The organism is Paenibacillus sp. SSG-1, assembly GCF_002224835.1.
Classification (GTDB): Bacteria; Bacillota; Bacilli; order Paenibacillales; family Paenibacillaceae; genus Paenibacillus_AQ; species Paenibacillus_AQ favisporus.
In genome coordinates, this window is sequence record NZ_MBRK01000001.1 from 2,320,877 (window position 1) to 2,334,430 (window position 13,554).

At 55.0% G+C, this 13,554-nt stretch carries 8 protein-coding genes; all 8 read left to right on the forward strand.

What is annotated here, in order from left to right; translation table 11 throughout:
* Window positions 1-78 precede the first annotated feature (78 nt).
* The 8 genes from BCV73_RS10850 (at window position 79) to BCV73_RS10885 (ending at window position 13,492) form a co-directional block, all read left to right on the forward strand.
* Window positions 79-2,760, forward strand: a complete 2,682-nt coding sequence (locus BCV73_RS10850; protein WP_089547095.1) for a discoidin domain-containing protein — start codon at window positions 79-81, stop codon at window positions 2,758-2,760.
* 257 nt (window positions 2,761-3,017) lie between these two features.
* Entirely contained in the window at window positions 3,018-4,310 is a 1,293-nt protein-coding gene (locus tag BCV73_RS10855; RefSeq protein WP_089547096.1) for a cupin domain-containing protein, read from the forward strand.
* 44 nt (window positions 4,311-4,354) lie between these two features.
* The gene (locus BCV73_RS10860) at window positions 4,355-6,769 is read left to right on the forward strand and encodes a glycoside hydrolase family 95 protein (RefSeq protein ID WP_256992814.1); all 2,415 of its coding nucleotides are present in this window, start codon (window positions 4,355-4,357) and stop codon (window positions 6,767-6,769) included.
* 109 nt (window positions 6,770-6,878) lie between these two features.
* Entirely contained in the window at window positions 6,879-7,838 is a 960-nt protein-coding gene (locus BCV73_RS10865; protein WP_084203699.1) for an ABC transporter permease, read from the forward strand.
* 19 nt (window positions 7,839-7,857) lie between these two features.
* Entirely contained in the window at window positions 7,858-8,721 is an 864-nt protein-coding gene (locus tag BCV73_RS10870) for a carbohydrate ABC transporter permease (protein ID WP_076166310.1), read from the forward strand.
* Between the two features lie 217 nt (window positions 8,722-8,938).
* Window positions 8,939-10,519 carry an extracellular solute-binding protein gene (locus tag BCV73_RS10875; protein WP_089547098.1) on the forward strand — a complete coding sequence of 527 codons (1,581 nt, stop codon included), beginning with the start codon at window positions 8,939-8,941 and terminating at the stop codon, window positions 10,517-10,519.
* 76 nt (window positions 10,520-10,595) lie between these two features.
* Complete coding sequence (locus BCV73_RS10880) at window positions 10,596-11,621, forward strand: response regulator transcription factor (protein WP_089547099.1); 1,026 nt, start codon at window positions 10,596-10,598, stop codon at window positions 11,619-11,621.
* A gap of 29 nt (window positions 11,622-11,650) precedes the next feature.
* Window positions 11,651-13,492: a cache domain-containing sensor histidine kinase gene (locus tag BCV73_RS10885; protein WP_256992815.1), complete on the forward strand. Its 1,842-nt coding sequence runs from the start codon at window positions 11,651-11,653 to the stop codon at window positions 13,490-13,492.
* Window positions 13,493-13,554: the final 62 nt, after the last annotated feature.

Sequence of the window (13,554 nt, forward strand, 5' to 3'; positions counted from 1 at the left end):
GATAAAAACGACATGTTAAACAGTGAAAAGCCTTGTTAATATGTAAGCGATTTCAAAAAAAGAAAGGTGGGATATGATTTGACGCGTTGGAGGAAAAAGGTCAGCGCCAGTCTGATCGTATTGATGATCTGCTCCCAAGCGGCAATGGCCGGAGGGAAGCAGGAAGTTGACGCTGCTGCGGACGGGGATGTGAACTTGGCGGTTGGCAGTACGGCGACGGCAAGCTCGGGCAGCGCAGCGAACGCGGTGGACGGCAAAGGCGAAACCGTATGGCAGCCATTAGCCGCTGACAGAAAGGATGATATGAACGTGTGGCTTTCCATCGACTTGGGTAAGGAGGTAACCTTCAACAAGGTGATGTTCAACCTGAACCGGGCAGACAATCTGAAGGATTACCAGCTGCTCTATTCGAACGACCAGACGAATTGGAATGAAGCATTCAGCAAAAACAAGGATGTAAGCGCATCGGAAACCGCCAGCTTTGAGCCGGTCAGCGCACGGTATTTGAAGCTGAGCCTGAATCTCAGCAAAGACCTGAACGTGCAGCTGTCCGAGCTGTCCGTGTATAACAGTACGGAGGCACCTGCACCGGCGGACCTTCAGCGGATCTATTTTACCGATGCGGCCGGAAAGGAATACCCGAACAACAGCGAAATCCGGCTGAACAAAGGAGAAGAAGCAGCGCTGTTTTTGAAAGGTGAACTGAAATCCGGCAGCGTCGTGGATTTAAGTGAAGTGGCGAAAACCTTTAAATCTTCCACCATGGACGTGTCCGTATCCCCTTCGGGAACCGTGACGGCGAACCAGGTCGGGGCTTCGCTGATGCAGGCGGTCGTACATACAACGGAAGATTTGAAGACCAGCGACCTATGGGTGGTCGTTGATGATCCCGCAGCCTTTCAAGGCGAAGCCTATGTCGTCAACTCCAAGCTGACGCATCCGCGGATGAAGACGGAAATCGGACAGCCGGCCGTTATCGAACCGCAGGACGTTTATCCGACCGTGTCCCTGACGCCTACCGTAAACGGAAATGTCACAGGCGAATTGATTTATAACGGAAACGAGACAGTTGATGCCTTGCCAAAGACGGCGCTGACTAAAGGAGAAGCGGTGGAATGGACGCCTGTGGGGAAAGCGGACCGGCAAGGGTCCTATCAGCTGCGGTTGACGATTGAACAGAGCGGCAAGGAACCGGTGTACGAATCATATTATTTTACCGTACTTGATCCCAAAAGCGTTCCTGCGGGACAAAGCCAAATCGCTTTCCGGGGTAAAGACGGGAAGATGGTATACGTCGGCGATTACCGCGGCAACCAAATTCTCGACTTCTCGAATGTCGGCTATATGGGCGGCGGTGTAAAGCTACCGAACGTGCCTGTTCAAGCCACCGTATCTCCGGGAGAGGGAGATGATACCGCACGCATCCAGGCGGCGATCGACGAGGTGGCCCGGCTTCCGCTCGGCAAGGACGGGTTCCGCGGCACGGTCCTGCTGAAAAAAGGCAGATATGACGTCGGCGGCACACTGACCGTCAAAGCCAGCGGGATTGTGCTGCGGGGCATGGGTCAGGACGAAAAAGGAACGCTTATTTATGGCACCGGGGCAAATCCACGGAATTTGATCGAAATCGGGGAGAATGTCGGCCTTACTTTGGACAGTGGCTCAAAGCAGACGATCTCCGATTTGTACGTGCCATCGGGTGCGCGAACCTTTCATGTGGAAGACGCCAGTGCCTATCATGTAGGCGACCAAATCGTCGTCCGCCGGATCGGGGATAAAAACTGGATTCATGCGATCGGCATGGATTACATTTACAACCGTCCGGGCGGCACGGCAACCCAGTGGTCTCCGTTCAACCTGGATTTTGACCGGGTCATCACAGCCGTCGACGGCAATTCCATTACGGTCGATGCACCGCTGGCAAGCGCGATCGAGCGCCAGTGGGGCGGCGGTGAAATCTACAAATACACGGATGAGGCCCGCATTCAGCAGGTAGGCGTCGAAAATATGCGGGTGGATTCGGACTTCGATCCGAGCGTCACCGATACCGTCATGGATAACGATACGACCGACCCGTATTATGCGGACGAGAAGCATGCCGAGCGCTTTGTCGTGTTTAACAGTGTTAAAAACGGCTGGGTCCGGGATGTGACGGGGTATCATCTGTCGTACTCTCTCGTTCAGATGAGCCGCAACTCCAAATGGATCACCGTTCAGGACAGCAAGATGTACGACATGGTCAGCATCATCACCGGCGGCCGCCGGTACGTGATCCATCAGATGGGCCAGCTGAATTTTGTGCAGCGGATCTACACGGAGACCGCGCGGCATGCGTTTGTCGTTGACAGCAGGGTGCAGGGGCCAAACGTGTTTCTGGACGGTGAAGCGGTCAAAAATTATAACACCAGCGAACCGCATCACCGCTGGTCCGTAGGCGGACTGTTCGATAACATCAAGGCTCCGATTTCCATCCGGGACAGAGCCTGGCTCGGCAGCGGCCATGGCTGGGCCGGTGCCAACTATGTGAGCTGGAACACGGAAGGAGAGCTCACCTCCCAGCAGCCGCCGACAGCACAGAACTATGCCATCGGACATGTCGGCGAGAAGGTTGCCGGACTGGTTCCGAGCGACTATGATCCCCGCCCGCGCAGCGACGGATACTGGGACAATTACGGCCAGCATGTGACCGTTGAGAGCTTGTATAAGCAGCAGCTGGAGGAGCGGCTGGGCAAAAAAGCGCTGAACAATATACAAAAGTAACCAACCGTTAGTTCCGGCTGAGCAGCATCCACAATTTGTTGAATGAAGCCAGACGATGCAGCCATGATTCCCATCCTATTCTCTTTAGAGTACGGCGGGCGGAATCATGGTTCTTTTTTATGTAAGCATAAAAAAACACAACCGCCAGGAATCTATGCCATGGAGAGACAGACGGATCAGGAGTAGCATGGAGGCTGGAATCACGCAGTGAACGGAATAAATCTGAAAGATGCTGTTCAATAAAAGGAGGCCAAATTATGAAAGCGCTTCTCGTTGGGTTGGGAGGTTTTGGAGGCGGCTGGTACCGGAAGCTCCGGTCCCAGTACGCGGATATAGAACTCGCCGTTGCAGATACAGACTCTGGTAAAAGGACGGCGGTAGAGGCAGATGGAATCCCTTTTTACGAAAATGTGCGGGAAGCCATCGAGAGGGAGCGGCCAGATCTATTGATCAACGTTACCCCAAGGGAGGTTCACAAGCGCATTAACGAGCTGGCGTTCGATCATAAACTGCCGGTATTTTGCGAAAAGCCGATCGCTGACAATTATGAGGATGCCGCCGGGATGGTGCAGCGTGCTGAACAGGAGCAAATTCCGTTTATGATCGCGGAAAACTACCGGACGTTTCCAGCGGTCCGGAAGCTGAAGCAGCTCCTGGACGAAGGGGCGATCGGAGAGCTGCGGTCCATGGAATGCGATTTTTTCAGGCAGCGCCAAAAAATAACGCTGGAACGGGACGAGGTGCTGGAAGAAGTCATCATTCACCATTTTGACCTGCTTCGGTATTTGTCCGGCCGTGAAGTGAGCAGGCTGTATGCTTCGCGCAGGCATGTGTTCCATATTGTTATGGACCTGCAGGCCGGAATCCAGGCCTCGTTCCGCTGCTCCTTGACCAGCCAGGGGCGGGAAACGCAGTGGGCCGGCGATTGGAGGATCGAGGGATCGCTGGGCAGCTTGACCTTTGTGGGCGGCGTGCTCGAACTCGTGACGGCGGATGGCGTCCGGCGGATGGAGGATTTTAGTGATGTAGACGCTCCAGGCCCGTTCACCGAGTTTTTGCGGTCACTGGAGGAGCACCGCCCGGGTGAAACGAATGCCAGGGATTATTTAAAAAATCAGGCTTTGGCTTATTACACGAGAAGGTCTCTCCGGACAGGTGTCCCTGTGGATCCTTCGGACAGCTGGGGATATGGGCCGGCCGTCATCCGCAATTTTCTTCGGGCCGAACTTACAGGCTCCGTGAGCCATGGGGGGGAAGGCTTGGTGCATGGCAGCAAGCTGTTCGGGAGCGGCGATTTCGATACGCCGCTGAATTTTTTGCATTACACGGTCATCCCGCCGGGGTCATCCATCGGCCTCCATGGTCACCGTGAGGATGAAGAACTGTATATTCTGCTTGAAGGAAGCGGGTTGATGACGGTGAACGGAAGAACGTACCGGGTGGAAGCCGGGGACATCGTCCTGAACAAGCCTTGGTGGAGGCACGGCCTACGGAATGACGGGGATGTACCGATAAAAGCGATCATTTTTGAGGTGGGTATACCCAAATAGATGTGTCTGCAGCAAAAGCCGGAGGATGAGGAGAGGTGAAGCATGTGGTCAAACAGGATGTCAACTTGCAAGAGCATACGTCTGCAACTACGAAGGACCTTCGATTATGGTACACCCGGCCGGCAGCCGGGTGGAACGAAGCGCTGCCCATAGGGAACGGGCGGCTGGGTGCAATGGTGTTCGGCACGCCGGGGTTGGAAAAAGTCCAGCTCAACGAGGATTCGATTTGGTACGGCGGTCCGGGACGGGCGGCCAATCCCCCGTCCCAGCCCTATTTGGCTGAGATCCGGACGCTGCTTAAGGAAGGAAAGCAGGCAGAGGCGGAGCACTTGGCGAGAATGGCGATGACGGCTTCCCCAAAATATGAGCAGCCATACCAGCCTCTAGGGGATCTGATGATCAAATTCCTTGATCAGGAAGGACCTGCGGAAGACTACGAGCGGCAGCTGGATTTGGAGCAAGCCGTTGTGGACGTTCGATACAGGCACAAGGGCGTCCGGTTTCGGCGGAGCTATTTCGCCAGCGAACCGGATGGGGTTCTGGTCATCCGATTGACCGCGGACCAGCCGGGACAGCTTACGCTGGCCGTCAATCTCATGCGCCGTCCGCTCGATTATGGCTGCCGGGCCGACCCTTCGGGAGCCATCGTCATGGACGGGGAATGCGGAACGGACGGCGTCCGGTTTAGCGCAGCCTTTCGTGCTGTAATTCAGGGAGGACGGCAGCGGGTTATTGGTGATTACCTTTCGATCGAAGGAGCGGATGCCGTGACCCTGCTGTTGGCAGCGCACAGCACGTTTCGGGTGAAGCAGCCGGCAGAGGTTTGCCTGAAGCAGCTGGAGCAGGCGGCGGCCAAACCGTTTGAAACGCTGCTGAAACGGCATATAGACGAGTACGCGTCCCGGTTCGGCCGCTTTGCGATCGATCTGACGCCGGACGGGGATCCGCTTGCCGCACTTCCTACAGACCAGCGGCTGCTCCGGCTGCAGAATGCGTTGGGACATGGAAGCGGCGAAGGAAACAGAAACGATTTGCTGCCTAATGAAGCGGGTATTGAAGATCCCGGTCTGGCGGCCCTCTACGTTCAATATGGGCGCTATTTGCTGATATCCTGCTCCCGGCCGGGCACCTTAGCGGCCAATCTGCAGGGGATTTGGAACGACAGTTATACCCCGCCGTGGGAATCCAAGTATACGATCAACATCAACGTCCAGATGAATTACTGGCCGGCTGAAGTGCTCCATTTATCCGACTGCCATGAACCGCTGTTCGATCTGATCGACCGGATGCGGGCTAACGGACGGGCTACCGCTCGCGAGATGTACGGCTGCCGGGGCTTTACCGCCCACCACAACACGAATCTTTGGGCTGAAACCCGGCCGGAAGGGATTTTGATGACCTGCACGGTGTGGCCGATGGGCGCCGCGTGGCTGTGCCTCCATTTATGGGAGCACTACCGTTTCGGGGATGATCCGGCTTTTCTTGCCGAACGGGCATACCCGGCGATGAAGGAAGCGGCGCTATTTCTTCTTGATTACATGATCGAGGAGGACGGTTATCGGGTTACGGGACCGTCGGTTTCTCCTGAGAACCGGTTTCTTCTCCCGGACGGCGGCAGCGGCAGCCTGTGCATCGGTCCGGCGATGGATTCGCAAATCGCGCTGACGCTGCTGTCCGCCTGCTTGGAAGCGGCGGCGATCATCGGCGAGGAGGATCAGGCGTTTCTCGGCGAGTTGCGGGAGACGCTCGAACGCATTCCGCGTCCGGTTGTTGGTAAACACGGGCAAATTATGGAATGGCTGCGCGATGATGAGGAGGCCGATCCCGGACACCGGCATATTTCGCAGCTGTTCGCTCTGCATCCGGGTGAGCTGATTGATGTTCGTCGCACGCCGGAGCTGGCGGCTGCTGCCGAGCGGACGCTCGCGCGGCGCCTCGCCGCAGGCGGCGGCTATACGGGCTGGAGCCGGGCCTGGATCGTCAATTTCTATGCCCGGCTTGGCATGAGGGAGGAGGCTTACGGGCATCTGATGAAGCTGTTTGCGGTTTCCACGTATCCGAATTTGCTGGACTGCCATCCGCCTTTTCAAATCGACGGCAATTTTGGCGGAACAGCGGGAGCGGCGGAAATGCTGCTGCAATCCCATGCGGGGGAAATCCGGCTGCTGCCGGCCCTGCCAAAGGCGTGGCCCTCCGGCCGTGTTGAAGGCCTTCGGGCAAGAGGGGGGTATACCGTAGGTCTGTCTTGGAGTAAAGGGGCGCTTGACGAGGTGACGATCCGCTCCTCCAAGGCGGGCTTGTGCCGCCTGTGGTCGCCTGTCCCCTTGGAGCTTGCTGTTTCCGGCCACCTGGAAGCCGGTGTCTCGGGCAATAAGTCCGACGATGACCCTTCCGGTTTTGAATATGTGATCACCTTGGCAGCTGGGGAAAGCTGCGGCATTCGGGCACGCAAAGGATGAACGCGACCGTAATAAAACACAAGTGAAGCGACAAATCCCCATTCCGAGGGTCCGGACAAAAAGATTAACATTAGCGATGAAGCGATCTATACAAAAAGGAGCGATATTTATGCCAGAACAAGCGCCAGCCGCCATCTCAGCCTCCAGTCCGGCCTTGCCCGCACCAAAAAGGCGGATGAGCAATCTGCGCAAATACAAGGCGCTGTACCTGATCTCACTGCCTGGAATCATTTATTTTATCGTGTTTAAATACCTGCCCCTGCTGGGGTCCGTCATGGCGTTTCAAAACTACAACATTTTCAAGGGCTTTACAGGCAGCCCATGGGTCGGACTCGATCAGTTCCGCCGGATGTTCACTTACCCGGAGTTTCTGCGGATTCTTGAAAATACGGTTCTGATCGGATTTTATGACCTGATTTTTGCCTTTCCGGTTCCGATAATCTTTGCGCTGCTCCTCAACGAACTGAGGAAAGTCGTGTACAAGCGGATTCTCCAAACGGTCGTCTATCTGCCGCACTTCCTCTCCTGGGTCATAATCGGGGGGATCATGATCGGCATATTATCGCCGACGACTGGAATCGTGAACCAGGTATTGAATGCGTTCGGACTCAAATCGATTTATTTTCTGGGCGAGGATTCGTATATCCGGAGCATCCTGGTCGGAACGGGGATCTGGAAAGACAGCGGCTGGGGCACAATCGTGTATTTGGCCGCACTGGCCAGCGTCAATCCTGAACTGTATGAAGCCGCGCGCATCGACGGTGCCAGCCGCTGGAGACAAACCCTGTCGATCACGATTCCGGCCATCCTGCCGACCATCACCATCATGTTCCTGCTCCATATCGGCAACTTCCTTGATTTCGGCTTCGAACGCGTATTCGTCTTCGTCAATTCGCTGAATGAAAGCAAGGGCGACATCCTCGACACCTACATTTACCGGGTCGGCCTCATTGATCAGCAGTACAGCTACACGACGGCGATCGGCCTCTTCAAATCGGTGGTCGGACTGGTGCTCGTCATGATCGGGAATACGCTGAGCAAGCGGGCTTCGGGCGAAGGACTATACTAGAAAGGGGAAGGATGGCACAATGAAAAACAAAGGCAGCTTATTTGACGGATTTAATTATATTTTCTTGACGCTGGTCGGATGCTTGATGGTGTTCCCTCTTCTCCATGTGCTCGCCAAGTCGTTCAGCAGCAGCCAGGCGATCAATGCGGGCAAGGTCAAGCTGATCCCGGTCGATTGGACGCTGACAAACTACCATGTAATTTTGGGTGACAGCTCCATCTGGCGAGCGTTTATGGTAAGCGTATTCATCACGGTCGTCGGGACGCTGATCAACTTGATCCTGACCGCATCTCTGGCGTATCCGTTGTCCAGACCCGAGTATTCGATGCGCAAAGTCGTGCTGATTTTTATACTGATTACGATGATCTTTCAGGCGCCGCTGATCCCTAACTACATGGTGATCAAAAACCTGCATCTGATTGACTCGTTATGGGCCTTGATCATTCCGTCGGCGATCAGCGCGTACAACCTGTTCATCATGCGCTCCTTCTTCGTCGCCCTTCCGTCGGAGCTGATTGACAGCGCCCGGATCGACGGGGCAGGAGAGCTGCGCACGATGTGGAGCGTCATTCTTCCGCTGTCCAAACCGGCCATGGCAACCATGGGGCTGTTCTATGCGGTATCCCACTGGAATTCGTATTCGTCGGCACTGTATTTTATCAACAACCGGGCGCTTTACCCGCTGCAGCTTCGCCTCCGGGAGATCGTTCTGAGCAATGACCTCGGTCAGGCCGGCAACCTGCTTGAAAATGTGAACCAAATCTCTCCGGCTGGCGTGCAAATGGCGGTCATCGTCGTTTCCGTCGTACCGATCATTATCGTGTACCCGTTCCTGCAGAAGTACTTTATCAAAGGGATGCTGATCGGGTCGATCAAGGCTTGATACTATCTTTTTACAGCTAGAAAAGTATACGTTTTCATAGATGTGAAATGTGATAAGATATTAAACATCAGTGTTATGCTATTAGCGCGGCGCTCAAGTATAGGCTGGCAGACAAGGGGTTGGACTGGTGAGTGAATTTGGCTTTTCGCGCAGCTAAAAACAGGAGAGCGAAGCCGAGTCAAACAGGAGTCAAATGGATGCAGGGAGGAGAGACGGCATGAAAAGAGCAGCTTATTTCGTTCTGGCAGCAGCCGTTATTCTCCTGTTCTGTTATCTGGCTGGAAGTGAGGACCGATTAGCCTCTCCTTCGCCGCAGCCGGCTCAGGAAGGTGTGAAAGAATCCTCTCCGCAGCCGACGGCCTTCAGCTTGGCGATATCCAACGGTGCCAGCCCTTATGCGGTGAATATGGCGGATCCATCCGAGGACCGCTGGGTCAAACAATTGGAAGCGCTGACAAATACGAAGCTGTTCATCTCTTTGATCTCGCTGAAAGATTTCGACCGGCGCATGCCGGTTATTCTTGCAGGAGATACCTATCCGGATGTCGTGCAGATGATTGGCGGAGCAAGCTCGGCTGCCATGGCCGGATCGGTCCAGGCGGGACTGTTCCTTCCGCTGGACGACTGGATCAAGACTTATGCTCCGAATTTGTGGAAAGCGGTGCCGCCGGAAGCCTGGAAGGAAACCAGCTTTGAGGGGCATATTTATGGAATTCCGGCCTGGCTCGGCAATCCGTCGCGCCGGGCAACGTATATCCGATCGGACCTGCTGGCACAAACGGGCCTGAACATACCGAGAACCGTAGACGAATTTCTGGACGTGCTCCGCGCCTTCAAGAAGCTGGGAGTCGAAATTCCCTATGAGATGCGGGAGAACTTCAAGTATGCAGACGTCATTTTTGGCGCCTACGACGTGCTGGGTTACCAGTTCGAAGTCCGAAACGGTGAGGTGGTTCCGAAATTTTTGGATGAAAAGCATATGATGAAGGCGCTGCAGGTATACCGGACGATGCTGATGGAGGGACTCATCCCGGAGGATTTTGCGACAGTCTCGTCAACCGAATATACCCATGACATCGAAGCAGGCCGAGTGGGAAGCTGGACGGCGAACGCCGCCGGATTGCTGGACTTCCGCACCAAGCTCAGGGCATCGGTTCCCGGGGCGCAAATCGATATCATCCCCTCACCGGAAGGACCGGAAGGGACGAAAGGCTACGGCTTGTACAGCTCCGTCATCAATTCGTTCTACATTAATAAGCATGTGCCCAAGGAAAAATTGATCGGTATTCTCCAATTTTTTGATTGGATGGTCTCGGACGAGGCTCAGCGTTTTTTTTCGTTCGGGATCGAGGGCGACACCTATACGGAAGACCATGGGACGATCGCGTATCATTTTCCGAAAACGAGGGAGGAGCAGGACGAGGAGACCTTCCGCGAACTGCTGTGGCTGACGCATGATCTGACGATCAACCGGGCCAGAACGGAACTGGTGCCGGGCGGGAAGGATCTGCTTCATGCTTTGGACGTGACGCTGCCGAAGGAAGGGCTGGGAAGTATCGTCTTTGTTCCCGAGCTGGAGTCCTTCAGCGCTTATCCCGATCTTGCTTCGGAGCGGCCGAACCAGGCGCCGCCCGTGATCGTTGACCATATGGTCAAAATGATTTACGGCAAGGAACCGATCTCGGATTGGCCGAAGGTCGTCCGGGAGTACCGGGAACGCGGCGGAAATGCGATTATTCAGGAAGCGACGGCGAGGTACCGGGCCAAGCAGGGGGTGCTGATCCAGCACAACCGATAGGGATGCGACATTTCTTTCTCTTGTCGATAATGCAGCTGCGCTTTTTCTATCCGCTCTAGGAAGGGGTTTGATACAAGTGCGAGTTTTAATTGTGGAAGATGAGCCTGTCATTCAAAAAGGATTGGTGAAGATGGTTCAGCGTTATCCGGCTTCCTTCTCCGCGATTTATACCGCCGATGACGGGGAGGCCGCTTTCGAGACGATCCGGAATCTGGAACCGCACCTGGTGCTGACGGATTTGCGGATGAAGCGGATGGACGGACTGGAGCTGTGCGAACGGATACACCGGGAATTCAGTCATGTCCAGGTTGTCGTCATATCCGGTTATAATGACTTTCAGTATGCACAGCGGGCCATGGCGTACGGGGTCAAGCGCTATTTGTTGAAGCCGGTGACCCAGCAGGACGTACACGATACGCTGAAGGAGCTGATATCAGGGATGACCGGCAGCATTATTCCTGTGCAAAAATATGTGGAGTGGGCGCATCAGCTCGAGCAGAGCATCTGGCTGCTGCAGCGGGACGAAACGATTCGCATCATCGAAGAGGGCGAACGGTCGGGCTTGTTCGATGGGCTGAATGTGATCAACATGGAAGCGGTGCTGAGCGACTGCCTTGGCATGATCACAGAACGGCTGGAGAGCCGCGGCTGGAAGCCGCGTTCCGGATGCCGGGGAACACAAGGCGCGTCGAATACGAAGAAGGAAGTCATGATCGCTTTTACCGCCAGTATGGACCGGATTCTCGAAGAGCTTCAGCTGACACGGAAAGGCAATTTCAAGGATCCGATCGAAGAGGCCAAAGCCTTTATCGACCAGCATCTGTCGGAGGACATCACACTGGAGGAAGTGGCCAAGCGGGTGGGGCTCGCCAGGACCTATTTCAGCGCTCTTTTCAAGAAAATGACAGGGGAGACCTTCGTGCATTACCGGATCAAAAAACGGATGGAAGAAGCGCGCAGGCTGCTTGCCGTACCGACCCTGACGATCACCGATATCGCGGTCAAGGTGGGGTACGAGGATTATCCCCATTTTACGAAGACCTTTAAAAATTTCGTCGGCGTATCCCCGTCGGAGTACCGGTCTTCCTTTGGCATTGAATGATGAGAGTATCCCTGAGACTGAAGCTGCTTTTGTATTTTACCATCGTGATTCTTCTTTCCCTGTCTGCGGTTGGCATCGCCTTCTACAGCATTTCAGCCAAGCAGCTGCAAAAAAGCGCAAAGAGCCAAATGGTCCAAATCGTGGACAATGCCGTACACCATACCAATCTGTATTTGTCGTCTTATCAGCGGTCGATGGTGGCGCTGCTGACCGATCTCAGGGTCAAACGGTACATCGATCTGCCGGCTGACCGGGAGGAGTACGAAAATTACCGCTACATGACCGATATCCGGGATGCGATCGTGGATCCGGTGTGGATCCGCAATCCCGAGATCGAAGCACTATACATCATCGGTTATTCCGGGAATGCGCTCTATTATTATAACGGCGGATCGGAACCATCCTTTAAGCCGGAAGATACTGCCAAACAGATCCGATATTTTAAGGAGAACACGGATGAAAGCGGCCGGTTGACCATTATGAATTACAGCATTTTGGGCGAAAAGACGCCGATGATGACGCTGATCCGCCGCATCCGCGGACTTCGTTCCACGGACATGAAAGGTTTTGTGGGGATCGAGGTCAAGGCGGAGGAGCTGTCCACCCTGTGGAAGGGGATTGATCTGGGGAAGGACAGCTATTTTTTCATTGTCGACGGCGAAGGAAGGATTCAATACCACAACGATCAGACGAAGGTAGGATCGATCGTTCCGGCCAGTCTGGGCAAGCAAATCAGCGAGGCAGGCACCGAGATGTTCCGCAGTTCGTCGGAGGGAATGGACCGGGTATATATCAGCCGCAAAGCCGAATACTCCGGGTGGAATCTGGTGGTGTCCATTCCGTACAGCCAGCTGCAAAAACCGCTTAACACGATACGCAGCTCCATTATCGTCGTTGCGGTCATTACGTTCCTGACGGCGTTGTTCCTGGCGAGCCGGTTCGGCAAGTCGATTACTACCCCGATCCGGACGCTGATGAAGGGGATGAGCCAGACGGAAAAGGGAAACTGGAAGTTCATTCCGCTTCCGAAGCACCGGGACGAAATTACCGAGCTGATGATCCGCTACAACCTGATGGTGAACCGCTTATCGGAGATGGTCGATACGGTGTATCGTGCGGAGCTGAGGAACAAGGAAATGCAGGCCGAACGGCAGAAGGCCGAGTTCCAGTCGCTCCAGCTGCAGATCAACCCGCATTTCCTGTACAATACACTGGAAACGGTCGTATGTTACGCGGTTATTCAGGACTCGGACGAAATTACGGAAATCGTCGGGGCTCTGTCTTATATGCTGCACTATTCGGTACGGACCAATCTGGAAGAGATCACGGTAGCGAATGAGCTCAAGCACGTCATGTACTTCATGGTCATTATCAATCACCGGATCGGCCGGACGTTCGAGATTGATGTGCGGGTAAGGCCGGAGCTGCTTCTGCGGAAGATGGTCCGACTCACGCTTCAGCCGCTGGTGGAAAATGTGTTCCAGCATGCTTTCAGGCAAGGGGTGGAGGATCATCATACGATCATCATTGATGCCGGTGAAGAGGGAGATTCCTTCTGGGTCAGCGTTCAAGACAACGGCTGCGGCATGGCCCCAGAGCGGCTTGAGGAGCTTCGCGCCAAGCTGAGCGAGAACCGGCTTGCCGACGAGGAGGACCGGGGCAGCGCGGGCGGGATCGGCGTACCCAATGTGCACCGGCGGATTCAGCTGGTGTTCGGCGAGGACTACGGCGTAACTGTGGAAAGCAGCCCCGAGTGGGGAACCCGGATGATCATGCGGATGCCGATTTCAGGCGTAAAAGAACTGAGCAGCCCAGCGGGGCAAGAGGCAGCCGCGTCTATGCAGACCCTGCCCATGGCGGGCAGCGGCTAGGCGCAAACAAAGAAGAAAGTTAAGCAAATCCTGTATTCCGGAGCATGGAATACGGGATTTTT

What these genes read in the sequence shown, in the direction of transcription:
- BCV73_RS10855 (WP_089547096.1), top strand. Translation starts at nt 3,018, where the DNA reads ATGAAAGCGCTTCTCGTTGGGTTGGGAGGTTTTGGAGGCGGCTGGTAC.
- BCV73_RS10865 (WP_084203699.1), top strand. Translation starts at nt 6,879, where the DNA reads ATGCCAGAACAAGCGCCAGCCGCCATCTCAGCCTCCAGTCCGGCCTTG.
- BCV73_RS10870 (WP_076166310.1), top strand. Translation starts at nt 7,858, where the DNA reads ATGAAAAACAAAGGCAGCTTATTTGACGGATTTAATTATATTTTCTTG.
- BCV73_RS10875 (WP_089547098.1), top strand. Translation starts at nt 8,939, where the DNA reads ATGAAAAGAGCAGCTTATTTCGTTCTGGCAGCAGCCGTTATTCTCCTG.